This is a genomic window from Tardiphaga robiniae, assembly GCF_013359755.1.
GTDB classification, from domain to species: Bacteria; Pseudomonadota; Alphaproteobacteria; order Rhizobiales; family Xanthobacteraceae; genus Tardiphaga; species Tardiphaga robiniae.
This window is the reverse complement of record NZ_JABMCJ010000092.1, coordinates 130927-157880: the sequence shown is the minus strand read 5'-3', so window position 1 is coordinate 157880 and position 26954 is coordinate 130927. Positions and strand designations below refer to the sequence as shown.

Genomic DNA, 26954 nt, shown 5'->3' with positions numbered 1-26954 from the left:
AACAACACGGCGACAAGCCGGGCCCGAGGCTTCATGTCTGCAGAAACCATCATCAGCCCACCCGGCGGACGCGCACTCACCGCCGGCGCCATCGCCCTCGTGCTGATGCTGTGCCTGACCTGGGGCTTCAACCAGATCGCCATCAAGCTGGTGCTGCACGATATCCCGCCTTACACGCAGGCGATGCTGCGCTCGGCCGGCGCACTGCTGGTCATCCTGGCCATTGCGCGCATGCGCGGCGTCAAGCTGTTCGAACGCGACGGCACGCTGAAAGCGGGCCTGTTTGCCGGCGTGCTGTTCGGCATCGAATTCGTGCTGATCTTTCACGGCCTGCAATTCACGACGGCCTCACGCGCCGCGGTTTTCCTCTACACGATGCCGTTCTTCGTGGCCTTCGGCTCCTATCAATTCCTGGGCGAACGCCTGCGCCCGGTGCAATGGGCCGGACTCGCGGTGAGTTTTGCCGGTGTCGCCGTCGCGATCGGCGTCCCGCAGCCGGACGTCACCGCCGATGTGCTGATCGGGGATCTGATGATCGTCGCCGGTGCGGGGCTATGGGCCGCGACCACGCTGGTGGTTAAAACGACCCCGTTGCTCTACGTCGCGCCTGAAAAGGCATTGGGATACCAGGTCGGGCTGTCTGTCCCGATTCTGGGCCTGGCGGCGCTGCTGGCGGGCGAGACCGTGACCCGGGTTCCCGGTCCGCTGGCGCTGTCCCTGCTCTCGTTTCAGGCCTTCTGGGTGGTCGGCTTCACGTTTTTGCTCTGGTTCGGGCTGATCAAGACCTATTCCGCCAGCAAATTGTCGGCTTTTACCTTCATTACCCCTTTGTTTGGCGTCGCGGCAGGCTATCTCATCATGGGCGACCACCTGACCCCCGCCTTCGGCCTCGCTGCGTTATTGGTCGTTGCCGGGCTGGTCCTCGTTAACCGACCGGTCAGGGCCTAGGCCACTAACGCATTGCTGGATGTCATCTAAATCTGATATTCGAGACCCCATGAACAAGATTGAAATTCCGTCTGATATCGCCGGTCCGGCGCCCCGGCACCTCACCACACAGGTCATGGTTGGCAACGTCGCTGTCGGCGGCGGCGCCCCGATCGTCGTGCAGTCGATGACCAACACCGACACGGCCGACATCCAGGGCACCATCGACCAGGTCGCAGCGCTGTCGCGCGCGGGCTCGGAAATGGTCCGCATCACCGTCGACCGCGACGAGGCTGCCGCCGCCGTTCCGCATATCCGCGAGGCGCTCGACAAGCAGGGCATCACCACGCCGCTGGTGGGCGACTTCCACTACATCGGCCACAAGCTGCTCGCCGAATATCCGGCCTGCGCCGCGGCGCTCGACAAATACCGCATCAATCCCGGCAATGTCGGCTTCAAGAGCAAGCGTGACAGCCAGTTCGCCGACATCATCGAGATCGCCAACAAGAACAACAAGGCCGTCCGCATCGGCGCGAACTGGGGTTCGCTCGATCAGGAACTGCTCACCAAGCTGATGGACGAGAACGCGCTGTCCGCGAATCCGAAAGACGTTCGCGCGGTGACGCGTGAAGCGATGGTGCAGTCGGCGTTGCTGTCGGCGGCCCGCGCCGAAGAACTCGGCATGCCGAAGAACAAGATGATCCTCTCCGCCAAGGTCTCGGCGGTGCAGGACCTCATCGCGGTGTATCAGACGCTGGCGTCGCGCTCAGACTATGCGATCCATCTTGGCCTGACCGAAGCCGGCATGGGCTCGAAGGGCATCGTCGCCTCCTCGGCCGCGCTGGGCATTCTGCTGCAGCAGGGCATCGGCGACACCATCCGCATTTCGCTCACCCCCGAGCCCGGCGGCGATCGCACGGTGGAAGTTCAGGTCGCGCAGGAGCTGCTGCAGACCATGGGCTTCCGCACCTTCGTGCCGCTGGTTGCAGCCTGCCCCGGTTGCGGACGCACCACCTCGACCACGTTCCAGGAACTGGCGCGTTCGATCCAGGATTTCATCCGCGACTCGATGCCAGGCTGGAAGACGCAGTATCCCGGCGTCGAAAACCTCAACGTTGCGGTCATGGGCTGCATCGTCAACGGCCCCGGCGAATCCAAGCACGCCAATATCGGCATCTCACTGCCCGGCACCGGCGAAAGCCCGGCCGCTCCGGTGTTCGTCGATGGCGAGAAATTCCGCACCCTGCGCGGTCCGAGCATTGCGGCCGACTTCAAGGCGCTGGTGATCGACTATATCGACCAGCGCTACGGCGCCAACGCCAAGGCACCGGAAGTCGTGACCGCGGCCGAGTAAGTCGCACAATTACGTAGGTTGAATTGAACGGCCGGGCATCGTCCCGGCCATTTTCGTTTGACCGCGCTATAGCGGAATTCGCCGAAACTCGCGATTGCTCAGCCCCGCCTCTTCCAGATCGAGATCGCGCTCGATGCGGCGGCGGCTCTCGTCGGTGATCTTGCCGTCACGCAGCTGCGCGTGGATGAACTTGCGCTCGGCCTTGATGAGTTCGCGCACCAAATCGATGCCGACCGCCGAGACGTCGACGTCGGGATCGAGTTCGCCCGGCAACTGGTTCGAGCGGCTTTCATGGCGCGCGCGCAGCAGCTTCACGACCTCGTCGGACAGTTCGCGATCGTCGGTCATGGCATCGAGCCGCGCCAGGGCTGTGGCCAGCGCCTCGCGGCGTGTCGCGAGCTCGGCCTCGTGCTCGGCGATATATTCCTCGCGGCCGATTTTGGTCACGCCGAGCCACTTCACCACGATGGGTAGGCACAGGCCGAAGCCAACCAGCGTGATGAGAATGATGTTGAAGGAGACGAACAGGATCAGGTCGCGCGACGGAAAGCCTTCGTTCGAGACCAGCGTGAATGGTAGCGCCAGCGCTGCGGCCAGCGATACGGCACCGCGCACGCCGGTGAAGGCGACGACGAAGGTCCATTGCCAGTTCGGCGCGGGATCGCGCTTGCGCAGGTCTGCGCTGAGCCAGCGCGGCACATAAATCGCCGCATAGACCCAGACGAAACGCGCCACGATGATCACGACGGTGACGAGCACCGTGGCCCACATGATCTCGGCAAACGGAAACGCCTTCGATTTCTCGATCAGCGCCCGCATCTGGAAGCCGGTCAAAAGGAACAGCAGGCCTTCGACCAGATAGATCACCAAGTCCCAGAAGAAGATGCCCTGCAGGCGCGTCGCCGCCGAGATCAGCAGCGGGCCGTTCCAGGAGATGTAGAGACCGCAGGCCACAGTGGCGATGATGCCGGAGCCACCGAAATGTTCGGGAATGAGATAGGCGACATAGGGTGTCAGCAGCGATAGCGTGATTTCGACCTGCGGATCGCGCGCGCGGTGACGCATGCGCAGACTGATCCAGCCGATGGCGAGGCCGAAAACGAGTTCGCAGGCGAGGATGGCGACGAAGGTACCGGCCGCCTTCGGCAGCGAGAACGCCCCGGTGGTGATCGCCACCACTGCAAAGCGATACAGGATCAGCGTCGTCGCATCATTGGCGAGACCCTCGCCTTCCAGCACCACCAGAATCCGGCGCGGCAGACCGATTTTTCGCGCAATCGCCAGCGGCGCCACCACGTCCGGCGGCGCGACGATGGCGCCGAGCAGGAAGCCGACCGACCACGGCAGCCCGATCAGAAAATGCGTCGCCGTGGCAACGAGGCACGCGGTGAAGATCACGCAGCCCACCGCCAGCAGCGTGATGATGCGCAGGTTGGCGCGGAATTCGCGCCAGCTCATGGCGACGGAGGCCGAATAGATCAGCGGCGGCAGCACGCCCAGCAGCACCACATCCGGCGGCAATTGGATCGAGGGCATGCCCGGCACGAAGGCCAGTGCAATGCCGGCCAGCAGCAGCAGGATCGCGGGGGCGATGCTGACGCGCTTGGCCAGCCACGCCGTACCTGCGAGCGCAGCGATCAAAACCAGGAAAATCTGAAATTTGGCTTCCACGCGGGCGGCATCCTCTACACGCCTAATTTGCCCGGATGGGAAGTGAGGTCAATGTATCCGTCATTGCGAGGAGCGAAGCGACGCGGCAATCCAGAAACCACAAGCTGAGGAAGACTGGATTGCTTCGTCGCAAGAGCTCCTCGCAATGACGGCTGAGAGGTCGAGCCTAGATCGCGCTTGCCGCGATATTGACCATCAGCGCGACCAGCGCGGTATTGAAGATGAAGGAGACGATGCCGTGGGCCGTGGCGGTGCGGCGGATGGATTTCACGGTGATGCCGACGTCGGAGACCTGCGCGGTCATGCCGATGACGAAAGAGAAATACACGAAGTCCCAATAATCGGGCTGTTCCTTCGTGTCGTCATCGCCAGACGGAAATGCCAGCCCGCCGGGCTTGGCGCCGCGATAGAATTGATGGGCATAATGCAGCGAGAAGGTCGTGTGCACGGCGGCCCAGGACGAGGCGATGGTGACGATCGCCAGCGTCAACTCCCAGCCCGTGCGATGACCCTCGCCAAGTTCGAACACGATGGCCGCGATGCTGGCGAAGGCACCCAGGGCTGCCACCAGCAGGATGATGAAACTGCCATCGTCCTGCAGGGCGGCGTTGCGGCGGATGTGTTTCTGACCGCCGCTTGACAGCATCATGCCGTAGACCAGCATGAGATAGAACGCGATGAACACGTCCCAGCCGATCAGCAGACGCGTCACCAGCCGCAGCGACGACGGCAGGACGAAGAACGCGATGATGCCGATCAGAAGCGCCAGAAACGTGCGCGGTCGCCCATAGACGACGCGGAGCGGCGCCGGCATCTTGCGAAAACGGACAAGGAGCTCATCGAGATCCTTGCCCGTCTCCGACATGATCAGGGCTTCCTTAGTTCTTGCGCTCGGCCACGAAGCGGGCGGCGGCGCGCAGCACGTCGCCCTTGGCGCCGAAGATCGACAGCGATGCGTCGGCGGTGGCGATCAGATCGGCGACACGCTTCTTGGCGCCTTCGACGCCAAGCTGCGTCACGAAGGTGGTCTTGTTGAGCGCGGCATCGGCGCCGGCGGGCTTGCCGAGCGCCGCGGCGTCGCCTTCGACGTCGAGCAAATCATCGGCGATCTGGAAGGCTTCGCCGAGCGCGCGGCCGTAATCGTCGAGCGCCTTGTATTCCTTCTGCGTGGCCTGGCCGAGCAGCGCACCGGCGATGACGCCGTAACGCAGCAGCGCACCGGTCTTCATCTGCTGAACACGCGCGACGTCCACCGGACCCTTGTCGCCGAAGCGGCCTTCGCCGGCGAGATCGAGCATCTGGCCACCGACCATGCCGCCCAAACCAGCGCAGCGCGCCAGCGCGCGGGTCAGCAGCAGGCGCACCGTCGCATCGGAATGGATCTCGTCGCGGGTGACGATGTCGAAGGCCAGCGTCAGCAGCGCGTCACCGGCGAGGATTGCGGTGGCGTCGTCGGTAGCCTTGTGCAGGGTCGGGCGGCCGCGGCGCAGGTCGCTGTTGTCCATCGCCGGCAGGTCGTCATGGATCAGCGAATAGCAGTGGATGCATTCGAGGGCGGCGCCAACCAGCAGCGCCTGCTCGCGATGCACGCCGAATACCGCCGCGCTCTCGACCACCAGGAACGGACGCAGCCGCTTGCCGCCGCCGAGCGAGGAGTAACGCATCGCATCCATCAGCCGCTTCGGCCGGGCGATTTCATCGGGTAGCACGCCATCGGCGAGCACTTTGGTCAGTACGGCTTCGGTATCGTCCGCGGTCTGGTCCAGGCGCGAGGCAAAATCTTTGGTGGAAGCACCGGTCGACATTAAGAATAGCTCCAGAACAATTTGGCCGGACAATCCTCTATGGCAAAGGCCACGTCAATTGCGCCTGCGGCGTCCCGCCGCGATTGGTCGCGGCAAGCTTAACCGGCTTGAAAAGAGCGGGGAAAGCCCGCTTTATCAGCGGCATAGCTCCGACCGGGAACGCCCCTCTTGCGCCTCATCCGCCGCCTCATCCTGATCGGGATCCTGCTTGTCGCGCTGCCCTATCTGCTGACGCCGCTTTATGCCGTCGGCCGGCCGATTTCGGCGCTGATGGCTTGGCGCTGGATCACTGGTTCCCCCGTGGAGCGGACCTGGGTTGCCCTCAAGGCCATGTCGGCGGCCCTGCCGCGCAGCGTGGTCGCGTCCGAAGACGCCAAATTCTGCAGCCATCGCGGCATCGACTGGGATTCCCTGCAAAATGCCATTGAGGACGCCCAGGACGGCGAAGTTTCCGGCGGCGGTTCCACCATCACCCAGCAGGTGGCGAAAAACCTGTTCCTGTGGTCGGGCCGCAGCGTGATCCGCAAGGGCCTCGAAATCCCGTTGGCCATGTGGGTCGATCTGATGCTGTCCAAGCAGCGGATCCTGGAAATCTACCTGAATATCGCCGAAATGGGCCCATCCGGGCAGTTTGGCGCCCAGGCCGGCGCCGAATATGCCTTCAATCGGCCGGCCTCAAACCTGTCGGCCCGGGAAGCCGCGCTTCTGGCGGCGATCCTACCCAATCCGGTCACCCGCAGCGCCCGGACGCCGGGGCCGGGGGTGCGGCGTCTGGCGGGAACCTATATGGCGCGGGCGCAGGCGGCGGAGCTGCAGAGGTGCTGGAACTAGGCTGTCATTCCGGGACAGGCGCAGCGCCAGCTGCGAACGAGCCCGGAATCCCGATATGTTCAAAACACTTCGAGGTTCCGGGCCCATGCCCGTCGGCTTTGCCGCCGGTCCTGTCCCGGAACGACGAGTTCGGGGCCCCATTTGCCCTAAAATTCCCGCGGCCCCGCCCTAGCCATCGCGTCGTCATTCCGTTATAAGCCCGGCCTTATCAGCGATTTTGCCCGCGCGTTCTGTGCTGGCCGCCTGTCACCGGGCGCCGATCGAAACCATCTGCCAAGAACCTGCAAGGACTTTTCCTATGGCCGTTCCGAGAAGAAAAACATCGCCGTCGCGGCGTGGCATGCGTCGTTCGGCTGACGCACTCAAGACCCCGACCTATGTCGAGGACAAGGACTCCGGCGAACTGCGCCGTCCGCACCACCTCGACCTGAAGACCGGCATGTATAAGGGTCGTCAGGTTCTGAAGGTGAAGAAAGAATCCTGACCACTGGATGGAGGGCAGCGCCACGTCAGGTGGCGCCGCCTTCGCTCGTCCACGTAAGGTCCGGGTCAGGCGGGTCGAAGCGCCAGCGGGCAAGCCGAGAAAGCTGTTCAGACTATAATTCTGAACTGGTTTTCCGCCCGAATTCGCTCCAACTCTGGAGCTAATGCGTTGTCCCGGTGATGTCCTGCATCGCCCACATGCGTTCTGGTTCTCTCGCTCGCAAAGAAGGCCTTCGATGGCGTCGATCGGTTTCCCGCTGCTGCTGATTCCAGTGGCGATCTGCAACATCATCGCCTTCCTGATGCCCGACCTCGCGCTGTCGGGTCCGATCCCCCTCTTCCCGATCACGCTGATGTCCAAGGACATCTGGATGGTGACGCTCAACGACCTGCTCGTTGCGCTCAGCATTCTCTTGCTGTGGCTCGAAGTGATGCGCGCCGCGCGCCCGGCGCCGAAATATTTCACCGATCATTTCCTGTCGCTGCTGGTGTTCGGCGCGGCAGCTACTGAATTCGTGATGCTGCCGAAATTCGGCAACGCGACCTTCTTCCTGATCACCCTGACGGCGATGGTGGATTTCCTCGCCGGCATCTCGCTCCGCGCTCGCCGTCCGCGCCGCGCCGCCGCGCCGGTCTATGCACCGGAGCCGGCACCGCGTTATGAGCCTGCGCCAGCGCCGGTCGCTCCGACGCCTCCGCCCGCTCACGTTCCGGCCGCGACGTCCGTCGCCGAAGCCGTGTTGACCGATCGTCCGGAGCCAAAGATCGAGAAGCTCGAACGGATCGAGCCGAAACTTGAGCCGACCCCGGTCCCGGAAGTCGTGGCGCATACGTCGCCGCAAATCACGTCACCGGATTTGCAGCCGGGTGGCGTCGCGTCGCCGGACGACAAGCCGAAGACGTAAGCGGAGAGTGCCGAGTCAGGCCATACGCTGCGTGCGGTTGATCGCCGATCCCGCAACATACATATTTGCCACCGACCGGTAAGCCGCCTCCACATCCGCCACATCAGCGCGGCGCAGCACCCGCGTTTGCGGTGCCTGTTCGGCCGTCGCGATCAGATGCGCAATGAAAGATGCGTCGGGCCGTGCCACGCGCGACGACACCGGGGTGGTATGCTGCACCGGCTCAAGCCGCGTTAGCGCGACGGCCTCCACGATGACCGACTCTTTTTCGACCACGAAATCGCCGGCGCGCCGCATCGGCTGCGGCGTCGTGGCGTAAGCGCGGGTCGCGGAAATCGACATCGTTAACAGTGCTCGCGTCTCAATACGGGACGAGGGTTGCCCCTCCACCCTCTGCGTCGCAAGGGTCGTGCCGCGGCTCTCCACAACTCAGATCGAGGCCTCATCAGGTTTGCGAAGGCCTGCCCGGCTACACTTTCTTAAGTCTTTAGGAACTTTGACTAACGATTGTAGCGATCTGAGCCGTATTGTCGGGGGGCGAATCACCCGATGACGTCCCAAAACGAGGCGACTTTGACATCCGCTGTTTCCCAGAGCGCCGATTCTTCCTTGCAGGCAGGTCGCGCTTCCGAGCCGCAGGCAGCAGAGATTCTGGCCGCACTCGGCCAGGCCGCCTTCATCTGGGACATTGCCAGCGACCGGATCACCTGGACCGACCAGGCCGCCGCCATCTTCACCGACATTTCCCCGGCCACCATCGCCAGCGGCGCCGAGCTTGCGACGCTGATTGAGCCGCAGCGTGGCATTCGCACCGAGGCACTGGCCAAGGCACTCGCTTCCGGCGGCGGCACCTACCGGATCGAATACGGACTACGCGCGTCCACCACCGCCGCCGTGCTGTGGATCGAGGAGAGCGGCAATTGCCGTGCCGATGCCGCGGGCAAAGCAGTGCGCGTCGAAGGCGTCGTCCGCATCGACAGCGAACGCCATGCCCGCGACGAACAACTGCTGAAACTGGCGCAGCACGATCCCGTCACCGGCGAACTCAATCGTGCGCATCTTCTGGCGTCGCTTGCCGAAGCCATCGAGGAAGCAACGCGCTTCCGCTCGTCCTTTGCCTTCATGCTGATCGGCATCGATCATCTGGCCCGGATCAACGACGCCTTCGGCTTCGATATCGCCGACGAAGTGATCGTCGAGATCGCCAGGCGGATTCGCGCGCGGCTGCGCGGCGGCGACGTGATGGGCCGCTTCTCCGGCAACAAGTTCGGCCTGATCCTGAAGAACTGCACTGTTGACGATGCCACGATCGCCGCCGAGCGTTTTCTGGTCGGCATCCGCGACGACGTCATTCCGACGCAATCCGGCCCGGTCTCGGTGACCGCCACCATCGGCGCCGTCAGCGTTCCCCGCTATGCGCAGAACGTCAACGAAGCCGTCAACCGCGCGCAGGAAACCCTGAACGGCGCCAAGCGCCGCCGCCACGGCAGCTTTGCTTTGTGGCGGCCGAATGTGGAGCGCGATGCGCAGCGCCGCGTCAATATCCGCGTCACCGACGAGATCGTGACTGCGCTGAACGAGCGCCGTATCGTCACGGCCTTCGAACCCGTGATGCATGCCGACAGCCGCACCCCCGCTTTCTATGAAGCGCTGGTGCGCATGAAGCAGGATGACGGGCAATTGCTGCTGGCGCCGGATATCGTGCCTGTCGCCGAGAAGCTCGGCCTGATCCGGCTGGTCGATCACCGCGTGCTCGAACTCGTCGTCGCCGAGCTCGCCGCCGCGCCGGATGTGCAGCTGTCGCTAAACATCTCGCCGGACACGACGATGGACCCGGACTGGTGGACCTCCATCGAGTCGATGATGGCGGCCCATCCCGGCGTCGCGCAGCGGCTGATCGTCGAGATCACCGAGACCGTGGCCATCCAGGACCTCGACGACGTCCGCGGCTTTGTCACGCGGCTGAAGAATTTCGGCAGCCGCATCGCCATCGACGATTTCGGCGCCGGCTACACCTCGTTCCGCAATTTGCGCAAGCTCGGCGTGGACATCGTCAAGATCGACGGCGCCTTCGTGCAGAACATCGCGCATTCCGCCGACGACCGCGCTTTCGTGCAGACCCTGATCGATCTGTGCCACCGGCTGGGCATCAAGACCGTCGCCGAATGGGTGCAGGACGAGGAGTCCGGCCTGATGCTGCGCGACTGGGGCTGCGACTACATTCAGGGTCGCCTTACCGGCCTCGCCTCATCCGCGCGTCCGTGGCTGGACCCGGCGACGGTGCCGAAGCCGGCGGTGGGATAGTTCACGCGTCATTCCGGGGCGAACGCAGCGTTAGCTGCGGGCGAACCTCAGCCACTCCAATGGGAGTGGTGGGGAATCCCGATATAGTACGAACACATTGAGATTCCGGGTTCGGTCCCGTCGCCTTCGGCGCCGGCCCGCCCCGGAATGACAGCTTTTTTATGGGGCCTCATCATGAACTTCATCGGTAATCTTTTGACCGCGCTGGTCGCGGCGCTGCACATCTATTTTCTCGTGCTGGAAATGTTTCTCTGGCAGAAGCCGCAGGGCCTGAAGACCTTCAGGAACACGCCCGAGAAGGCCGAGATCACCGCGGTGCTCGCGGCCAATCAGGGCCTCTATAACGGCTTCCTCGCTGCCGGTCTGATCTGGGGCCTGCTGCATTCCGCGCCCGCCTTCGCATTCCAGATCAAGGCGTTCTTTCTGCTCTGTGTAATCGTCGCCGGCGCCTATGGAGCAGCGACGGTGAGCAAGCGCATTCTTTATGTGCAGGCCGCGCCGGCAGCGCTGGCGCTGATCGTGTTGTGGCTGGCAAGTTAGCCCGGAGCGCCGCGCGTCTCCTTCTCCCCGCTTGCGGGGAGAAGGGTGGGATGAGGGGCATGGCACGCAGCCGCGACAAACCCTCGCCCTCGGATCGCACAAACTGCGCAGCGGCTCACTGACCCGCACCGACGGAGTTAGGGTCAACCCGTGTGCATGGCCCCTCACCCGCCGCGAAGGCGCGGCGACCTCTCCCACCTAGCGAAGCTTCGCTTCGCCGGGAGCGGGGAGAGGTTAAGGAAAGTGCCCATCTCCTCGCCTTGCCAACGCGAAATCCTTGCCTCACACTCCCCGATAACGACGGCGCCCGCACGGGAACGACTGTCGAGTGACATATCATCAGGGAGGCAACGACATGAGAACTTCGCTTCTTCATCGCTTCGCCACATCGGCCAAATTCTTCGGGATGGCGGCGATTGCGCTCACGGCCACATCCGCCGCTATCAATCCGGCATCCGCGCAGAAGAAATACGATCCCGGCGCCACCGACACCGAGATCAAGATCGGCCAGACCGTGCCGTTCTCAGGCCCCGCTTCGGCCTATTCGTCGATCGCCAAGACGCAGCTCGCTTATTTCAAGATGGTCAACGACCAGGGCGGCGTCAACGGCCGCAAGATCAACCTGATCCAGTATGACGACGCCTATTCGCCGCCCAAGGCCGTGGAACAGGTGCGCAAACTGGTGGAGTCCGATGAAGTCCTGCTGACCTTCCAGATCATCGGCACGCCGTCCAATGCAGGCGTGCAGAAATATCTGAACCAGAAGCAGGTGCCGCAACTGTTCGCCGCCACCGGCGCCACGCGCTTCACCGATCCGAAGAACTTCCCCTGGACCATGGGCTACAATCCCAACTACCAGACCGAAGGCCGGATCTACGCCAAATACATCCTGAAGAACCATCCGACCGCCAAGATCGCGATCCTCTGGCAGAATGACGATCTCGGACGCGACTATCTCACCGGCATGAAAGCCGGACTCGGCGACAAGGCCGCGTCGATGATCGTCTCGGAGGCGTCCTATGAACTGGCCGACCCGACCATCGACTCGCAGATCGTCAAGCTGAAGTCCTCTGGCGCCGACCTGCTGTTCAACGCCTCGACGCCGAAATTCGCCGCCCAGGCGATCAAGAAGGTCGCTGATCTCGGCTGGAAGCCGGTCCACATCGTCGACATCAATGCGACATCGGTCGGCGCCGTGCTGGTGCCTGCGGGGCTCGACAATTCCAAGGGCCTCATCTCGACCAATTACGGCAAGGACCCGCTGGACCCGCAGTGGAAGGACGACGAGGGCATGAAGCGCTACATGGCCTTCATGGACAAATATTATCCCGACGGCGACAAGAACTCGAACTTCAACACCTATGGCTACGGAAATGCCCAGCTGATGGTGGAAGTGCTGAAGCGCTGCGGCGACGATCTCACCCGCGCCAATGTGATGAAGCAGGCCAGCAGCATTTCGGGCTTCAAGACCGATCTCGGCCTGCCCGGCATGAGCCTCTCCACCTCACCTACCGACTACCGCGTCAACAAGCAGTTGCAGATGCAGCGCTTCAACGGCGAGCGCTGGGAACTGTTCGGCCCGATCATCGAGGATGACTCGGCGGGTTAGCACACGCCGTCATAAGTATCAGAAACGCCGTCATGCCCGGCCTTGTGCCGGGCATCCACATCTTGGGCACAGCGCACATAAGACGTGGATGGCCGGGACAAGCCCGGCCATGACGAAAGTTTGGTGCGTGTGGCAGAGGCGTCTGGCGCAAACACCGCATCGCGATCCTACGCCGTCTTCGCGAACATCGTCAGCACACCATCGGCGATATTGATCGCCACCACCTGCGCCGAACTGATGCCCTTTTCCTTGAGCGCATTGGCGGCCGCCGGCGAGGCATCGATCGAGGCGCGCAGCGCCTTCAGATCCTCCTCGCTGGATTTCGACACGACCTCCTCGACCTGCTTCTTCACCGCCTCCGGCAATTGCTTCACATCCACCACCTGTATGCTGGAAATCTTAGCACTGGTCCGCTCGCCGGATTTGGCCGGCGCTTTTTCGGCCTGGGTCGCGGCTCCCTGTGCGAGCACGAAACCCGGCGTGCCGAGCGAGAGAACTGCCGCGAGGGCCGTCGCTGTCATAATGCGCATGGTTGGTCCTTTCCGGTTGGGAAGGAGCGAAGTAATAGCGGGGAAGTGTGCGGAAGGTCTGATGAGGAAGCGGCAGCGCCGTGAAAGGAATAAGGCGAGATCGAGATCAAGAGGGCTGGGCGTGTCACTCAAATCAGCGCGTTCCTTTCAAGCCGCATCCAAATCAAGGAGGGTCTTAACCTCACCAGTAAGGCCATGCAGAAACTTTTGCTTTGCTGTAGTTGAGAACGAGTGCCAATGAGTTTGCGCTACGGTGCATAGAAAAAACCTATGGACCAATTCTTCGCCTTCTTTGAAGGCATCTACAACTAGATTTTGAGTAGCGGCTATAGGCGCTATTTCGGCAAGCGACTTGTGCTCAACCCAAGCCCCCGGTATCTGGCCATGTATAACGGCTGAAACCTTACTGTACCATTTATCAAGGCGATCTACCACACCAAGCTTATTCTGAAACGTAGAGAAGTCAGGGGTATGCTTCTTATGATACTCCAAGATGTATTTTTTACTTATATAGTAATCATCGTCTCGGACTAACGTCTCAAGCTCAGAAAGATGAGTACGAAAAAATGTATAGTACAATGCCGTCTCCAACATCGCCCTCATCGAACTTGCAGCAGGCTTGTACAAAGAAAGCGCGATGAGCGTCGCCACATACTGGCCTTCAATTTGCATCTCTCGAACGAAGCACAGAGCAGGATTCCCCTTGTCCACTGTCTCTAGTTGCTTTGCCCAAATAGCCATTCGGAGATTGGCTTCGGCCAGATCCTTAGCTTGCGACTGCCCCAAAAACGAAGCCACATTGCCAGCCCAATCGACCGCAGTTAACGCTGCACTTAACTTAGCAATAGGCATGATTGCTTTCCACTAACGGCCAACGATACCTTTTAGATACGCATCCTGGAATTCTCCATTCAGGATATTCCCGAGACGCGCTATCTCCTGCTCATTTGCGGCATCCAGGAATTTATTGAGAAGCCCCCTTGTAGTTGATGCCACCGCGACAAGTTTTTTCAATCTCGGTGCGGCGAGCAGGATGACGTCACCTAAATTCTTTCTTGTAATTTTCTGCTTGGTGACCATTTCAAGTATATTATCCTTGAGACGCGCAAGTGTCCTATCGGGCCGCAGATCGGCCGGAGATTCTTTGAGCATTTCGGAAGCCTCTCTCACCAATGTAGCGAGCTCAAACGCCAGTTCACCGTGCTGAAGATCATCCGCAACTTGGCGCAATTCTGATCGATTCAAATCCGACATCAGCATAGAGGCTATAAAGTTTCGAATCGTTCGTTGACGCGCTTTCGTATTCATCATTTCACTCCAGTCCGCTCCAAAAGCTCTCGGCCAATCTTCAGAAGATTCGTAAACGCCTCGGTGCTGTAGGGCTTTTTGCTCGACCAAACAAATCCCTTCCCACCTTCTGGCTCAGATAGCCCCTTGTACTTCTTCAGCGTGTTGACCATGCAGAGATCCGAAAACTCAGCGTTTGCCCGAATAGCTGTTTCCTGAGCTGAGATTTTTACTCTCGAAGTAAGATTGAATAGAATATGAGGCGTTGTCGAACTCGCACCTGTTTTCTTAGACTTAATGAAATTCAACATCAGACCAATTCCACGTAGTGCGTACTGCTGGGGCACGACCGGAATTACCACGTGATCTGAGTTCCTCAAGGAAGTCTTTGTAAAGAGCGACCCAGCTGGGTGACAATCAATAAGGACTACGTCATATATCGACTTCGCCTCGTCGATAAATTTTTCAAAACGTTCCTCGAAGGGCGCGGTCTGCGCAGCCCCTTGGCCGAGAGCAACGTACATGAGATCCAAAGTTGACGGTAAAATATCTAGGAAGCTTTTGTTTCCGTGCGTCCCAAACACCCGCGTTACTATACTTCCAACACTGGGAGGGGTGTGATTTCCCGAAACCTGTAATTGGTACGGATTCAGATTTACGTCATCATCAAGCAAGATCGACAACGTCGTTTTTCTGGCTTTCTCTAGAGCGAAGTATATTTTCGCTGGGAGGAAAGCCTGCGAAAGATTAAACTGAGGATCATAATCTATTACGAGAACTTTTCTTGGCTTACCTCCCATTGCATAACGCGCTAAAATTCCAGCAAGGTGAGCAGCAATAGTCGTTTTTCCTACTCCTCCTTTCATGTTCATTATTGTGATTACGCTTCCCATATTTCCCCCATCAAAAATGTTTCTTTGCGCTAAACCTGCGCGTCTATTCAAGTTGCACCAACTCTCACATACAGCGAAAGGGCGATTACAACCTGTTACCATGAGAGTCGGATTTATCCATCTTAAGGTTGAAAGCCAAGCAAGCTAGACTATATTCCTCTTCGTCCTACTCACGAGGGGCGCTTCTCGAGGGCGCTTTCGAAGTGGAGTTGGGATGCGGCGCCTGCGGACGTGCCTCGCAAGCACGCACTCGGGAGGTCGGGGGTCACCGTCCGGGCCCACTACGGGGCTCTGCCGGAAACGGCTGGACGGGTGCGGGTGAAGGCAGGCGAAAGCCTGTCCGGAACGAAGGACTTTCATTAGTCCTGCCCAATACCCGGAAGCACGGTCCCTCGAACAGAAAAGCCGCGATGGCGCGCCGAAAGGCGATGCGCGGATCGCAAGGGCCTTCGCAAGGCCGGAGCGACACGCGAGAACGACCAAGTTGCGCCTTTCGGCGCGTCATCCCCCTCATTTGTCGAGGGGGAAAACCGATCCACCCGCTTTGCGCCACGAGCGCGATACGGACGGCGCGTGGGCGGTGATGAGATTTCCCTTTTTCAGAACGTGGCTGTTTGACAGTTGAAACGGTGCGTGACCGTGCGAGGCGGGTCCTCTTAACCTCGCCCCGCTCTTTGCGGGGAGAGGTCGGAGACGGCGCGAAGCGACGACTCCGGGTGAGGGGCGTGGCACAAGGTCTCCGCGAGGGATCACTCTCGGATCGGCAACGCTCTTCGTACAGAACGACCCGCGAAGACCGCGCATCTGTTGCGCATCGTGCATGGCCCCTCACCCGAAACCTTCGCTGCGCGAAGCTTTCGACCTCTCCCCGCAAAGCGCGGGGAGAGGTGAGAATGGAACCGCGTTTCCCTTACGTTAACTTCTGCGTAACCGCCCCTTAAACCGCGGCGGCTAGGCTCCGCGGTATCGGGTGGCGTGGTGTTTGCGTATGGCGTGGGGCAAGAAAAAGAGCGGGCGCAAGGAGCCGACCTTCGGGATCGGCGCGGCGCTGTCCGATCTGCGCCTCACGGCGGATGATCGCGTGCCCGGCGGCGGCGATGATCGGCCCAAGAAGACTCCCAAACAGGCGCCGAAACGCGAGTCCAATAGTGGCGGCGACAAGCCGCGCAAATCCAGAACTTCGAGCAAGGCGCGCAGCGGCGGTTTCGGCAAGGGCGTCAAGCGGCTGTTCTACTGGGGCGCGGTGCTCGGCCTGTGGGCGGCGATCGCCATTGTCGGCGTCGTGATCTATGTCGGCGCGCATCTGCCGCCGATCCAGTCGCTGGAAATTCCCAAGCGCCCGCCGACGATCCAGATCGTCGGCATGGACGGCACGGTGCTGGCGACGCGCGGCGAACAGGCCGGCGCCAATGTGTCGCTGAAGGATCTGCCGCCCTATCTGCCGAAGGCCTTCATCGCCATCGAGGACCGGCGGTTCTATTCGCATTACGGCGTCGACCCGATCGGCATCGCGCGCGCGGCAGCCACCAACCTGATGCATCGCGGCGTGTCGCAGGGCGGCTCGACGCTGACGCAGCAGCTCGCCAAGAACCTGTTCCTGACACAGGAGCGCACCATGGCGCGCAAGCTGCAGGAAGTGGAGCTGGCGTTCTGGCTGGAGCGCAAGCATTCCAAGGCCGAGATCCTGGAACTGTATCTCAACCGGGTCTATTTCGGTTCCGGCGCTTACGGCGTGGAAGCTGCGGCGCAGAAATATTTCGGCAAGCCGGCGAAGAACGTCACGGTGGCGGAAGCGGCGATGCTGGCGGGGCTCGTGAAGTCGCCGTCGCGGCTGGCACCGAACCGCAATCCGGAAGGCGCGGAAGCGCGCGCCAAGGTGGTGCTGACGGCGATGCAGGACGCGGAATTCATCACGGCCGCGCAGGCCAAGGGCGCGACCGGCGTGCCGCAATACAACGTCAAGCCGGTCGGCGCCGGCACGGTGAATTATGTGGCCGACTGGATCGGCGAAGTACTCGATGATTTGGTCGGCCAGGTCGACGAGAGCATCATTGTCGAGACCACCATCGATCCCAAGCTGCAGAGCGTGGCAGAAGCCGCCATCATCGACGAACTGGCCGCCAAGAGCGTGAAGTTCAACGTGACCCAGGGCGCGCTGGTGGCGATGACGCCGGACGGCTCGGTCCGCGCCATGGTCGGCGGCCGGAATTACAGCGAAAGCCAGTTCAACCGCGCGGTCACCGCGAAGCGCCAGCCGGGATCAAGCTTCAAGCCGTTCGTCTATCTCACCGCCATCGAGGCGGGGCTGACGCCGGAGACGATCCGCACCGATGCGCCGATCGACATCAAGGGCTGGAAGCCGGAGAACTACACCCACGAATATTTCGGCTCGGTGACGCTGACCCAGGCGCTGTCGATGTCGCTGAACACGGTGGCCGTGCGGCTCGGCATCGAGGTCGGCCCCGCCTCTGTGGTGCGCACCGCGCATCGGCTGGGCATCGCCTCCAAGCTCGAGGCCAATGCCTCGATCGCGCTCGGCACGTCGGAAGTGTCGATGACCGAACTGGTCGGCGCCTATGCGCCCTTCGCCAATGGCGGCCTCGCCGTGTCGCCCCATGTGGTGAACCGCATCCGCACGGTGGAAGGCAAGAAGACGCTGTATACGCGGCCGGCGGAGACCGCGAGCCAGGTGATCGATGGCCGCGCCGTGGCGATGATGAACACGATGATGCAGCAGACCATCCTGTCCGGCAGCGCCAAGAAGGCCGAACTGCCGGGCTGGCAGGCCGCGGGCAAGACCGGCACCAGCCAGGATTTCCGCGACGCCTGGTTCATCGGATACACCTCGCAACTCGTGACCGGCGTCTGGCTCGGCAATGACGACAATTCGCCGACCAAGAAGGCGACCGGCGGCGGGTTGCCGGTGGAGATCTGGTCGCGCTTCATGAAGACGGCGCATCAGGGCCTGCAGCCGCAGCCGGTGCCGGGCCTGGCGCCGTCGAATTCGTTCAGCACCAATCCGATCGGCCAGGCCCTGTCGAGCCTGCTGCCCGGATCGAACGCACCGTCGCCATCAGCGCCACCGGAACGCGGCTATGTGCCAAGCGCCCCCGTTTATAACGGCTATCGCCCGCAGCCACCGGCGCCGACCCAGACCAACTACCCCGCCGCGCGCCAGCAGCCACAACAGAACGTGCGGCCGGAAGCCGCGAGCGGATTGGATGGCTGGCTGACGGAGAGACTGTTCGGGAGATAGTGAGCGAGCGTCCCGGACACGCGATGCACAGCACCGCGGCCGGGACCAAGAGCTCAATCCTGCACGCCGAAGCGATGCAGGTCGTTGCCATGGGTATCGAGCCAGGCCTTGGCGCGTTCGGTCGCCGGGCAGATGCGCCCGACCACGCGCCAGAACTTCACCGAATGGTTCATCTCGACGAGATGCCCGACTTCATGGGCCGCGAGATAATCCAGCACGAAGGGCGGCGCGAGGATCAGACGCCAGGAGAACGACAGCGAGCCCTCGGTGGTGCACGACCCCCAGCGGCTCGACTGATCGCGGATCGAGATCCGCTTCACCTTGACGTTCAGCTGCGCCGCATAGCGGTTCGATGCCTTGACGAGATCGGCCTTGGCTTCGCGCTTGAGGAAATCGTGGATACGTCGGTCGATATGCTCGACATCGCCGGCGACGCAGATGATTTTCTCGCCGTTGTCGCGGGTCTCGGTCCACACCGTCCCCCGCCCTGCCCGATGCACGATTCTATGCGGAGTTCCCCGCAACGGAACTGTTGTGCCGTGTTCGAATGGTGCTGCCTTCGGCAAACGGCCAAGACGCGCCGCGATCCAGGCGCCATGACGCTGTGCGAAGTCCTTCGCATCGGCCAATGACCCACGCGGCGGCATGGTCAGGATCGCTTCGCGCTCGCTCGGATGAATGCGCAGCGTATAACGCGTCGCACGGCGGTGCCTGCGCAGGCGTATGGCGAAGATCTGGGAGCCGTGTTTGACGGCAAGCGTGTCTGGTTCGGTGGGGCGGCGGTAGAGAAGTGCGCGGAAGGCCATGTCAGTAGTCCCGGTCGTCAGTAGATCGACCGGATTCTGCCATAACCGCCGCCACGGAAATTGCTCGGCGCAAAAACAAATCATTTGCCCAATATACGGGGTCAAAAGGCGATTTGTCCCCTACCGGATGGGGTCCGGAACAGGAATCTGGATTCAAAAGAACGTTGAATTTCGGAATCTAAGAGTGAATCGCGCACCGCTGCTAGAAATAGGCGGAAAATCCGGTTTCCATGCCTATTTTCAAGGGCTTAGAAAGCGCGCCATCGCAACTCACACGCGATCATCGCGCATTTCAACGATGTTGTTTTCGATTCATCGATGGTGATCGCGCACATGCGATGACGATGCATCGTCACCGCATGTGCGCGTGTTGAATCACTCCGCAGCAGCGGCGCGATGGCGCGCGCTTGCTGCGCTCAGCATGAAGTCAGACACGCGCGGCACGATTTCAGATTTGAATCGCGATCCATTGAACACGCCGTAGTGTCCAACGCCCTTCTGAACGTAATGCACACGACGCTCATCGGGGATCGAACTGCACAACATATGCGTCGCTTCGGTCTGACCGAGGCCGGAAATATCGTCGTTCTCGCCTTCGACGGTCATCAGCGCAACATTGACGACCTTCGACGGATCAACAGGCTTGCCGCGATGGGTCATCTCGCCCTTCGGTAGCGCATGTTTGACGAACACGGTATCGACGGTCTGCAGGTAATACTCTGCAGTCAGATCCATCACCGCCAGATATTCGTCGTAGAATTCGCGATGCTTGTCCACGAGATCGCCATCGCCCTTCACCAGGTTCTCGAACAGCTTCTTGTGTGCTTCCACGTGGCGGTCGCGATTCATGCTGATGAAGCCGCTGAGCTGCAAAAAGCCTGGATAGACGTCGCGCATGATACCTGGATGCGGAAACGGCACCTTGGTGATCACGTTGTTGCGGAACCAATCCATGCCCTTTTCGGCAGCGAGATTGTTCACAGCGGTCGGATTGCGGCGCGTATCGATCGGGCCGCCCATCAGCGTCATCGACAGGGGCACATAGGGATCGTTCTCGGCTTCCATCACCGACACCGCAGCAAGCACCGGCACGGCGGGCTGACAGACGGCGAGAACATGGACGTTGCCGCCGAGCACGTGGAACATCTCGATCACATAGTCGATGTAGTCTTCGAGATCGAAGCGGCCCGCGGCCAGAGGTACCTGACGCGCATCCGACCAGTCGGTGATGTAGACCTCATGGGTCGGCAGGAAGGCCTCGACGGTACCACGCAGCAATGTCGCATAATGGCCGGACATCGGCGCCACGATCAACACGCGCGGCTGCGGTGCGCGCAGCGGACGCGGATGTTTGCGATCGAAATAGAGAAGACGGCAGAACGGCTTTTCCCACACCGAACGGATTTCGATCGGCGTCCGCACACCATTCACGTCGGTATCGTGCAGGCCCCATTCCGGCTTGCCGTAGCGGCGCGTGGTGCGTTCGAACAATTCGCAGCCCGCCGTCACCGACTTGCCGAACTCAGTCTGCGAGAACGGATTCAGCGGATTCTGAAACAGCATCCTGGTAGCGTCTGTCATCGCGCGCGCCGGATTGAGCGACGCGTAGGCCATCTCATACATCCAGTACATCGGGGTGGTCAGAGCCGGGCTCGTCTCGGACGGCAGGGCTGGCGGCCTGCCAAATTCACCTATCGGCATCTGTCCTCACTCGTTGAGCGTCTACTTTTGCGCTGCACTATATACTGGTGTCTGCGTAAGAAAGCGTCAATGCGCCGCACGCATGGCTTTCAGGCCATTGGCGGTAAAAACGGCGGTTATCCCTTGATAAATGGTCTTATTCGCCGCCGGAGATCAGCGTTCCGGCGCGCCTGGCGCTGTTCAAAAGCCCAAGAAATATCGCGAATGAAACAATAAACAGCACGACGTTGATGGCCAGCGCAGTCAACATCAGGTCGGCGCGGAAGGTGTGATCGAACAGCAGCGCCCGCATGCCCTCGAACACATAGGTCGGTGGCAAGGCCCAGGCGACATATTGCAGCCACGTCGGCAGCACCGAGACTGGATAGTAGACGCAGGCCAGCGGCATCAGCCCGAACATCAGCGTCCAGACAATGCTCTCGGCGCCGAGGCCGTTGCGCAGCACCAGACCCGACACAAAGATACCGAGCGACCAACTGGTGAAGATCAGGTTGCAGAAGAACGCGATCAGCGGCAGGCCGAGCGCGAACAGGTTGAATTTGAAGAACATTGCGAGAATCACCATCGGGATGACGCCGATGGCGAGGCGGATCAGGCTCATGATCATCAGCGAGATCAGAAACTCGATCGGCTTCAGCGGGCTCATCATCAGGTTACCGAGATTGCGCGCCCACATTTCCTCGAGGAAGGAGATGGACAAACCAAGCTGGCCGCGAAACAGGATGTCCCACAGGATCACTGCGCCGATCAGCGTGCCGCCGGCCTGGGCGAAGAACCCGGCGTTCTGCGAGATGTAATTCTGCAGGAATCCCCAGGTGATGATCTGCAGCGCCGGCCAATAGACCAGCTCCAGCATGCGCGGCCACGACGACACCAACAGATACCAGTAGCGCAGCACCATCGCATTGATGCGATGCATGGCGATGCCGTGTGACCGCTCTACGAGGCTCATGGCGCCTGCTCCCGGTCGCGACCGCGCGCGACGTCGAGAAATACCTCTTCCAGAGTCGTGCGGTTATAGCGCAGCAATATCTGCTCCGGACTGTCGTCGTCCTCGATGCGGCCCTTCTTCATGATGATGACGCGGTCGCATAGCCGCTCGACTTCCAGCATGTTGTGCGAGGCCAAGAGGATCGTGGCGTTGTTGCTCCTGCGATAGGTCTCGATATGCCGCCTGATCCAGTCGGCCGTATCCGGGTCGAGCGAGGCCGTCGGCTCATCGAGCAGCAACAGCTCCGGCGCATTGATCAACGCCTTGGCCAGCGCGACGCGCGTTTTCTGGCCTGCAGAGAGCTTGCCGCTGGCGCGGTCGAGAAAATCGGTGAGATCGAGGTCTTCGGCCAGTTGCGCGATGCGGCCCTTGAGGTCAGACACGGCATAGAGCTTTCCGAACACGGTGAGGTTCTGCCGGACCGTGAGCCGCATCGGCATGTCGACGTAGGGGCTTTCAAAATTCATCCGGCCAAGCACTTCGGCTGATTGCGCCGGCATCGCGCAGCCGAGCACCGAGACCTTTCCCGAGGTCGGCAGCGTCAGCCCCATGATCATGGCAATGGTGGTGGTCTTGCCCGCGCCATTGCCGCCCAGGAGACCGGTGATGCTGCCGCGCGCGATCTTGAACGAGATGTCATCCACGGCGCAGTTGGTCTTGTAGAATTTGACGAGATGAGCGACGTCGATCGCCGCCGCAGCATTGCGATCAACCGTCGCCGCATGGCCTGACTTGGTGTCTTCAATCGTCATTGCTGCCGTTCCATGCGGCATTGTGGCGGCGAAGGCAAGCTTGGGCGCTTCAAGTGGCCGCAGCCCGCATGGGTTTGTGGTCATCGCCCGGGGCGTCTAATGTCCTGATATGACCGATATTTCCGCCTCCGACTTTCGCCAGCCGCGCCGTTATGTTCGCCTCGACACGATCCTGCGTTTGCGCTGGCTCGCGGCGCTCGGCCAGTTGGCTGCGATCTTCGTCGTGGTGCAGGGGCTCGAATACGACGTCGCCATCATTCCCTGCGTGACGATCATCGGCCTGTCGGCGACCCTCAACCTCGTGCTGCAGACGCTGTTCAATCCGGTCCACCGGCTGGAACCGCTTTTCGCAGCCGCCCTGCTCGCGCTCAATATCATCGAGCTGGCGGGCCTGCTCTACTGCACCGGCGGATTGCAGAATCCGTTCTCGTTCCTGTTTCTGGCACCGGTGCTGATCTCCGCGACGGCACTGCCGACGCGGTTCACCATCGCGCTCGGCGTTCTCGCGGCAGCCTCTGCCACCGTACTGGCCTTCTTTCATCTGCCGCTACCGTGGGACTCCGCAGAACCGCTGGTGCTGCCACAGATCTATCTGCTTGGTGTCTGGTTCTCGATCCTGACCGCCATCGGCGTGACCAGCCTCTATGCGTTTCAGGTCACCGAGGAAGCCCGCAAGCTTTCGGATGCGCTTGCCGCCACCGAACTGGTGCTGACGCGCGAGCAGCATTTGACCCAGATCGACGGTCTCGCCGCCGCTGCCGCGCATGAATTGGGAACGCCGCTCTCGACCATCTTCCTAATCTCCCGGGAGCTCGAGAAGAACATCCACAACAACCCGGAACTTGCCGATGACCTGAAGACCGTCCGCGAACAGGCGCAGCGCTGCCGCGAGATTCTTTCCAAGATCACGCAGCTGAATTCGAGCGGCGCGCCATTCGACCGTATGCCGCTCTCGCAGCTGATCGAGGAAGCCGTGGCGCCGCATCGCGACTTCGGCATTGCCATCAAGATACGTATCGCCGTCGCCAACGCCCCCGAACCGGCCGGCATGCGCAATCCGGCGATCCTCTACGGCGTCGGCAACATTCTGGAGAATGCGGTCGATTTCGCGCGGGAGCAGGTCGAAGTGAACGCTTGGTGGAATGCGGAAAGTATCGTGATCTCGATCTCGGACGATGGCCCGGGCATTCCACCGGACCTGCTGAAGCGGATCGGCGAGCCCTATCTGTCGCGTCGTCGCCCCGCCGAAGAGGGCGAACATCGCGGCCTCGGCCTCGGCGTATTCATCGCGCGCACGCTGCTGGAGCGCACCGGCGCCAGGGTAACGTTCAGCAATCGTGTCTTTCCGGATCACGGCGCGGTGGTGCAAATCTCGTGGCCGCGCGACGCGTTCGAGACTGCGGACCAATTGGCCGATGTCGACTGATACAGGTCTCACTGTCGCGTGAACGCAGCCGACAGTTGCACCTCATTGACAGCTAGACGCCTTTGAGCCAATTTTATCTCGGTTGATACGACCTGCCGGTTGCGCCCTGAACGGGACGGTGAACGTATCACTTCCTTTGCCGACACCCTTTGTCCGAGCGACCGGGTCAGCAACGCAACCACCTGATGCCCCCTGGTTCGCTCACGCAAAGGACGAAACAGATGCGCGATTTTCGCGATGCAAAGGCTATGGCGCAGACCCTGCGCGAAAACCTCACCACCAAAGCCGTCACGATCAGTCACAGCGAAAGCCTGGAGCTGATATCGAGAATATTAGGCGTCGCTGACTGGAATACCTTGTCGGCGATGTTGCAGGTCGGTCGAACTTCGCCAGAAACGCCGACTATCAAGCTTCAAAGCGGAATATCAAGCTACCCGGCCATTCCGCTGAGAGATCTCGTTCCATTCCCGACAGCGACCTACCCGCTTTTTGTCGGACGGGAGAAAACAATACTCGCTCTGAAAGATGCCTTCGATCGGCAGCGCGAGGTCGTGCTTGCTATTCAAAAGAACGAAACTGTTGACGAACCTGGCTTCGAGGACATCTACGACATTGGCGTTCTCGCCCAGTTGCTTGAAATTCAAAGGATTGATGACGGCACGCTCAGAGTTCTGGCACAGGGGCGTCAACGCGTCGTGATTCAGCGTTTCGTAGGCGAGACTGGCTCGTATAGAGCCGATGTTACAGGCGTGAGTGAGGGTCCTATTCCTGATGAGCCCGAACTGATCCAGCAGGCAGTCAAGCGGTTCGAGAGCTACGTTTCGGCTCACGACATGCGCGTGCCACTAATTTGGCCGCCACTGGAGAGAACCCTCGACCCCGGACGGGTTGCCGACGTCATCGCCTCGCATATCGTCCTGCCGATCAGCGAAAAGCAGAGGCTGCTGGCGACCCTCGACCCCGTAAAGAGGCTGAAAAGCGCCGATGCCCTTATCGACCTGTCGACGCTGCCGCTTTCGCCCGCGCTTCACGCGACGCGGCGACGCGCAATCGAATATGCCGACCAGAGAGGTCATCAATATGCAACCTTGGAGCACCTGTTACTCGCACTGGTCGATGACGCCGATGCCGCGGCGGTGCTGCGGGATTGCAATGCCGATTTCGGCACGTTGAAAGCCGACCTGATGCGCTACCTCGATAAGGAACTGAAAAATCTGATGATCGAGACCGGCAAGAATGGCCAGCCGACGGCAGCATTTGTGCGTGTGTCTCAGCGTGCTGCGGTTCACGCGCAGGAGCTTGGCTGGTCTGAAGTGAAAGGGTCGAACACCCTGCTGGCCATCTTTCCCGAAACAAGAAGTCCGGCTGTCCGCCTGCTGAGCGGACAAGGCATCACCCAGAAACTGGTTGCTGCCTCGATCACTGGAAACACAGGAACGGCCTGACGACGTCCGGACGTCCCAGAGTGTCGTTCACAAATGCCGGCTTGGGCGATGGTGATCGCCCGGCCGGCAAGTGTGTGATGCGCCTTGGTTAGACCGCCGGATCGGGAAACGCCGCAGCCTGCTGCACCGCGCGGCGCTTGATGAAACCGGCCATGACCAGCGCCACGAGCCCGAGAACGACCGGCGGGAAAACCACAGCATTGACTGTCGACCAGCCGTAATTCGCGAGCAACTGGCCGGACGAGAACGAGCCTACCGCCATCAGGCCGAACACCAGGAAGTCGTTGAAGGCCTGCACCTTGTTGCGCTCCTGGGGCCGATGGGTCTCCAGCACCAGCGCGGAAGCGCCGATGAAGCCGAAATTCCAGCCGAGGCCGAGCACGACGAGACAGACCCAGAAATGCATCGCGCTGATGCCGGCGATGCCGATCACCGCGGCGATCGCCTCCAGCGCCAGACCTGCGGCCACGACCTTCGACGCGCCAAAGCGTGCGATCAGCGATCCCGTGAAGAAGCTCGGACCGTACATCGCCACGATGTGCCACTGCAGGCCGAAATTGGAATCGCTCAGCGTCAGCCCGCAAAGCTTCATCGCCAGCGGCGCCGAGGTCATCACGAGATTCATCATCGAATACGACACCACGCCGCAAATCGCGGCTGCGATGAAGCGTGGCTGCCGCACGATCTCGAGCAACGGCCGGCCACCATGCATGTCCGCAGGCGCAGGCTTCGGCGCATCCACGGTCGAGAGCAGCGCCATCGCGATCAGGGCAACCACCGCCTGCGCCGCGAAGCTCGCAGCAAACAGATAGGGCGACCAGATATCCATGGTCCATTGCACGAGCTGCGGGCCAAGCACGCCGGCGAATACGCCACCAGCCATCACCCAGGAGACAGCCTTCGGGCGATAGGACGGGCTGGCGCCATCGGCCGCGGCGAAGCGATAGGATTGCGCGACAGCACCGTAGAAGCCGCCGAAGAATGTCGCGCAGCAGAACAGTGCGAATGATGCTTTCAGGATCGCGATGGCGCCGAGCAGGCCGCAGATCGCACCGGCGCCACTGCCGATGATGAAGGCGACGCGGCGGCCATAGGCGCGGGAGATCATGCCGACCGGCAGCGTCCCGCAGGCAAGTCCGACGACATAGACCGAGATCGGCACCGTCGCGAGCGAGACGCTGGGCGCCAGTGTTGCACCGACGATGGCGCCGGTGGCGAAGATGACCGCCGAATTGGCACCGCCAAGCGCCTGCGCCGCAGCCAGCCGCATCACGTTGGAACGTGCGCGTGCATCATCGTGAATCTCTGGGGTGGCCGCATCGATCATGGGGAAGTCCGCCCGGATGTGGCCCGGTTCGTCCCGGGGCCTTTGTTCAGCGCGACTATGACGACCGCCCTGCGGCAGATCAACACACGCCAGCGCGCACGCACCATGCGC

24 protein-coding genes are annotated in these 26954 nt (G+C 61.4%); 11 read left to right on the top strand and 13 right to left on the bottom strand.

Features of this window, described 5'->3' with window-relative positions; translation table 11 throughout:
- The first annotated feature begins 33 nt into the window (after nucleotides 1-33).
- Together HP556_RS22705 and ispG are read left to right on the top strand one after the other, a co-directional pair.
- The gene (locus HP556_RS22705) at nucleotides 34-948 is read left to right on the top strand and encodes a DMT family transporter (protein ID WP_093759721.1); all 915 of its coding nucleotides are present in this window, start codon (nucleotides 34-36) and stop codon (nucleotides 946-948) included.
- Nucleotides 949-997: 49 nt separating this feature from the next.
- Entirely contained in the window at nucleotides 998-2281 is a 1284-nt protein-coding gene (gene ispG, locus HP556_RS22700; RefSeq protein WP_089262692.1) for a flavodoxin-dependent (E)-4-hydroxy-3-methylbut-2-enyl-diphosphate synthase, read from the top strand.
- A gap of 66 nt (nucleotides 2282-2347) precedes the next feature.
- Here ispG and HP556_RS22695 read toward each other — a convergent pair whose 3' ends face one another.
- The 3 genes from HP556_RS22695 to HP556_RS22685 form a co-directional block, all read right to left on the bottom strand.
- Nucleotides 2348-3952, bottom strand: a complete 1605-nt coding sequence (locus tag HP556_RS22695; protein WP_175368624.1) for a Na+/H+ antiporter — start codon at nucleotides 3950-3952, stop codon at nucleotides 2348-2350.
- 166 nt (nucleotides 3953-4118) lie between these two features.
- Nucleotides 4119-4817, bottom strand: a complete 699-nt coding sequence (locus tag HP556_RS22690; RefSeq protein ID WP_175368623.1) for a DUF1345 domain-containing protein — start codon at nucleotides 4815-4817, stop codon at nucleotides 4119-4121.
- A 13-nt stretch (nucleotides 4818-4830) separates the two neighbouring features.
- The gene (locus tag HP556_RS22685; RefSeq protein WP_089262697.1) at nucleotides 4831-5757 is read right to left on the bottom strand and encodes a polyprenyl synthetase family protein; all 927 of its coding nucleotides are present in this window, start codon (nucleotides 5755-5757) and stop codon (nucleotides 4831-4833) included.
- 168 nt (nucleotides 5758-5925) lie between these two features.
- On the opposite strand from HP556_RS22685, the gene mtgA reads away from it, so the two are divergent.
- The 3 genes from mtgA to HP556_RS22670 all read left to right on the top strand — a co-directional run bounded on the left by mtgA (nucleotide 5926) and on the right by HP556_RS22670 (nucleotide 7976).
- On the top strand, nucleotides 5926-6588 hold the full coding sequence (gene mtgA, locus HP556_RS22680) for a monofunctional biosynthetic peptidoglycan transglycosylase (RefSeq protein WP_175368622.1): 663 nt from the start codon (nucleotides 5926-5928) through the stop codon (nucleotides 6586-6588).
- A 298-nt stretch (nucleotides 6589-6886) separates the two neighbouring features.
- Nucleotides 6887-7072: a 50S ribosomal protein L32 gene (gene rpmF / locus HP556_RS22675; protein ID WP_068732923.1), complete on the top strand. Its 186-nt coding sequence runs from the start codon at nucleotides 6887-6889 to the stop codon at nucleotides 7070-7072.
- 235 nt (nucleotides 7073-7307) lie between these two features.
- A complete protein-coding gene (locus HP556_RS22670; protein WP_175368621.1) occupies nucleotides 7308-7976 on the top strand; it encodes a hypothetical protein in 669 nt (222 codons plus the stop codon).
- Between the two features lie 15 nt (nucleotides 7977-7991).
- On the opposite strand, the gene HP556_RS22665 is transcribed toward HP556_RS22670, so the two are convergent.
- A complete protein-coding gene (locus HP556_RS22665; protein ID WP_175368529.1) occupies nucleotides 7992-8318 on the bottom strand; it encodes a hypothetical protein in 327 nt (108 codons plus the stop codon).
- A gap of 207 nt (nucleotides 8319-8525) precedes the next feature.
- Between HP556_RS22665 and HP556_RS22660 the strand changes: the two genes are divergently transcribed.
- The 3 genes from HP556_RS22660 to HP556_RS22650 all read left to right on the top strand — a co-directional run bounded on the left by HP556_RS22660 (nucleotide 8526) and on the right by HP556_RS22650 (nucleotide 12429).
- Complete coding sequence (locus HP556_RS22660) at nucleotides 8526-10280, top strand: phosphodiesterase (protein WP_175368620.1); 1755 nt, start codon at nucleotides 8526-8528, stop codon at nucleotides 10278-10280.
- 174 nt (nucleotides 10281-10454) lie between these two features.
- A complete protein-coding gene (locus tag HP556_RS22655) occupies nucleotides 10455-10820 on the top strand; it encodes a DUF1304 domain-containing protein (protein WP_089262707.1) in 366 nt (121 codons plus the stop codon).
- A 406-nt stretch (nucleotides 10821-11226) separates the two neighbouring features.
- Entirely contained in the window at nucleotides 11227-12429 is a 1203-nt protein-coding gene (locus tag HP556_RS22650) for an ABC transporter substrate-binding protein (protein ID WP_244628701.1), read from the top strand.
- Nucleotides 12430-12596: 167 nt separating this feature from the next.
- On the opposite strand, the gene HP556_RS22645 is transcribed toward HP556_RS22650, so the two are convergent.
- The 4 genes from HP556_RS22645 to HP556_RS22630 form a co-directional block, all read right to left on the bottom strand.
- Nucleotides 12597-12959, bottom strand: a complete 363-nt coding sequence (locus HP556_RS22645) for a hypothetical protein (protein ID WP_175368618.1) — start codon at nucleotides 12957-12959, stop codon at nucleotides 12597-12599.
- Nucleotides 12960-13106: 147 nt separating this feature from the next.
- Entirely contained in the window at nucleotides 13107-13811 is a 705-nt protein-coding gene (locus tag HP556_RS22640) for a hypothetical protein (protein WP_175368617.1), read from the bottom strand.
- Nucleotides 13812-13823: 12 nt separating this feature from the next.
- Nucleotides 13824-14267 (bottom strand): hypothetical protein, encoded by a 444-nt coding sequence (locus HP556_RS22635; RefSeq protein ID WP_175368616.1) that lies wholly within the window; start codon nucleotides 14265-14267, stop codon nucleotides 13824-13826.
- Nucleotides 14267-15139, bottom strand: a complete 873-nt coding sequence (locus tag HP556_RS22630; RefSeq protein ID WP_175368615.1) for a ParA family protein — start codon at nucleotides 15137-15139, stop codon at nucleotides 14267-14269. Before HP556_RS22630 ends, HP556_RS22635 begins: the two co-directional genes overlap by 1 nt.
- 988 nt (nucleotides 15140-16127) lie before the next feature.
- Between HP556_RS22630 and HP556_RS22625 the strand changes: the two genes are divergently transcribed.
- Nucleotides 16128-18395 carry a transglycosylase domain-containing protein gene (locus tag HP556_RS22625; protein ID WP_175368614.1) on the top strand — a complete coding sequence of 756 codons (2268 nt, stop codon included), beginning with the start codon at nucleotides 16128-16130 and terminating at the stop codon, nucleotides 18393-18395.
- Between the two features lie 53 nt (nucleotides 18396-18448).
- Here the strand turns inward: HP556_RS22625 and HP556_RS22620 are convergent, their stop codons facing one another.
- From HP556_RS22620 to HP556_RS22605, 4 genes are all read right to left on the bottom strand, one after another.
- Nucleotides 18449-19285, bottom strand: a complete 837-nt coding sequence (locus tag HP556_RS22620) for a M48 family metallopeptidase (RefSeq protein WP_089262719.1) — start codon at nucleotides 19283-19285, stop codon at nucleotides 18449-18451.
- Between the two features lie 291 nt (nucleotides 19286-19576).
- Nucleotides 19577-20902 carry a polyhydroxyalkanoate depolymerase gene (locus tag HP556_RS22615; RefSeq protein ID WP_089262721.1) on the bottom strand — a complete coding sequence of 442 codons (1326 nt, stop codon included), beginning with the start codon at nucleotides 20900-20902 and terminating at the stop codon, nucleotides 19577-19579.
- A gap of 136 nt (nucleotides 20903-21038) precedes the next feature.
- Nucleotides 21039-21854, bottom strand: a complete 816-nt coding sequence (locus HP556_RS22610; protein WP_175368613.1) for an ABC transporter permease — start codon at nucleotides 21852-21854, stop codon at nucleotides 21039-21041.
- Nucleotides 21851-22645, bottom strand: a complete 795-nt coding sequence (locus tag HP556_RS22605; protein ID WP_175368612.1) for an ABC transporter ATP-binding protein — start codon at nucleotides 22643-22645, stop codon at nucleotides 21851-21853. Before HP556_RS22605 ends, HP556_RS22610 begins: the two co-directional genes overlap by 4 nt.
- A 109-nt stretch (nucleotides 22646-22754) precedes the next feature.
- Here HP556_RS22605 and HP556_RS22600 point away from each other — a divergent pair, with 109 nt between their 5' ends.
- Nucleotides 22755-24071: an ActS/PrrB/RegB family redox-sensitive histidine kinase gene (locus HP556_RS22600; protein WP_089262725.1), complete on the top strand. Its 1317-nt coding sequence runs from the start codon at nucleotides 22755-22757 to the stop codon at nucleotides 24069-24071.
- Nucleotides 24072-24292: 221 nt separating this feature from the next.
- Nucleotides 24293-25516, top strand: a complete 1224-nt coding sequence (locus HP556_RS22595; protein ID WP_175368611.1) for an LON peptidase substrate-binding domain-containing protein — start codon at nucleotides 24293-24295, stop codon at nucleotides 25514-25516.
- An 88-nt stretch (nucleotides 25517-25604) separates the two neighbouring features.
- Here the strand turns inward: HP556_RS22595 and HP556_RS22590 are convergent, their stop codons facing one another.
- Complete coding sequence (locus tag HP556_RS22590; RefSeq protein ID WP_175368610.1) at nucleotides 25605-26843, bottom strand: MFS transporter; 1239 nt, start codon at nucleotides 26841-26843, stop codon at nucleotides 25605-25607.
- Nucleotides 26844-26954 lie beyond the last annotated feature (111 nt).

Excerpts from the sequence above, each read along its gene's own strand:
- HP556_RS22600 (WP_089262725.1), top strand. The coding sequence starts at position 22,755 with ATGACCGATATTTCCGCCTCCGACTTTCGCCAGCCGCGCCGTTATGTT.
- HP556_RS22640 (WP_175368617.1), bottom strand. The coding sequence starts at position 13,811 with ATGCCTATTGCTAAGTTAAGTGCAGCGTTAACTGCGGTCGATTGGGCT.
- HP556_RS22615 (WP_089262721.1), bottom strand. The coding sequence starts at position 20,902 with ATGCCGATAGGTGAATTTGGCAGGCCGCCAGCCCTGCCGTCCGAGACG.
- HP556_RS22645 (WP_175368618.1), bottom strand. The coding sequence starts at position 12,959 with ATGCGCATTATGACAGCGACGGCCCTCGCGGCAGTTCTCTCGCTCGGC.
- HP556_RS22670 (WP_175368621.1), top strand. The coding sequence starts at position 7,308 with ATGGCGTCGATCGGTTTCCCGCTGCTGCTGATTCCAGTGGCGATCTGC.
- HP556_RS22690 (WP_175368623.1), bottom strand. The coding sequence starts at position 4,817 with ATGTCGGAGACGGGCAAGGATCTCGATGAGCTCCTTGTCCGTTTTCGC.
- HP556_RS22660 (WP_175368620.1), top strand. The coding sequence starts at position 8,526 with ATGACGTCCCAAAACGAGGCGACTTTGACATCCGCTGTTTCCCAGAGC.
- HP556_RS22655 (WP_089262707.1), top strand. The coding sequence starts at position 10,455 with ATGAACTTCATCGGTAATCTTTTGACCGCGCTGGTCGCGGCGCTGCAC.
- HP556_RS22610 (WP_175368613.1), bottom strand. The coding sequence starts at position 21,854 with ATGAGCCTCGTAGAGCGGTCACACGGCATCGCCATGCATCGCATCAAT.
- HP556_RS22685 (WP_089262697.1), bottom strand. The coding sequence starts at position 5,757 with ATGTCGACCGGTGCTTCCACCAAAGATTTTGCCTCGCGCCTGGACCAG.
- rpmF (WP_068732923.1), top strand. The coding sequence starts at position 6,887 with ATGGCCGTTCCGAGAAGAAAAACATCGCCGTCGCGGCGTGGCATGCGT.
- HP556_RS22665 (WP_175368529.1), bottom strand. The coding sequence starts at position 8,318 with ATGTCGATTTCCGCGACCCGCGCTTACGCCACGACGCCGCAGCCGATG.
- HP556_RS22635 (WP_175368616.1), bottom strand. The coding sequence starts at position 14,267 with ATGAATACGAAAGCGCGTCAACGAACGATTCGAAACTTTATAGCCTCT.
- HP556_RS22705 (WP_093759721.1), top strand. The coding sequence starts at position 34 with ATGTCTGCAGAAACCATCATCAGCCCACCCGGCGGACGCGCACTCACC.
- HP556_RS22595 (WP_175368611.1), top strand. The coding sequence starts at position 24,293 with ATGCGCGATTTTCGCGATGCAAAGGCTATGGCGCAGACCCTGCGCGAA.
- HP556_RS22630 (WP_175368615.1), bottom strand. The coding sequence starts at position 15,139 with ATGGGAAGCGTAATCACAATAATGAACATGAAAGGAGGAGTAGGAAAA.
- HP556_RS22650 (WP_244628701.1), top strand. The coding sequence starts at position 11,227 with ATGGCGGCGATTGCGCTCACGGCCACATCCGCCGCTATCAATCCGGCA.
- HP556_RS22625 (WP_175368614.1), top strand. The coding sequence starts at position 16,128 with ATGGCGTGGGGCAAGAAAAAGAGCGGGCGCAAGGAGCCGACCTTCGGG.
- ispG (WP_089262692.1), top strand. The coding sequence starts at position 998 with ATGAACAAGATTGAAATTCCGTCTGATATCGCCGGTCCGGCGCCCCGG.
- HP556_RS22620 (WP_089262719.1), bottom strand. The coding sequence starts at position 19,285 with ATGATTTGTTTTTGCGCCGAGCAATTTCCGTGGCGGCGGTTATGGCAG.
- HP556_RS22605 (WP_175368612.1), bottom strand. The coding sequence starts at position 22,645 with ATGACGATTGAAGACACCAAGTCAGGCCATGCGGCGACGGTTGATCGC.
- HP556_RS22590 (WP_175368610.1), bottom strand. The coding sequence starts at position 26,843 with ATGATCGATGCGGCCACCCCAGAGATTCACGATGATGCACGCGCACGT.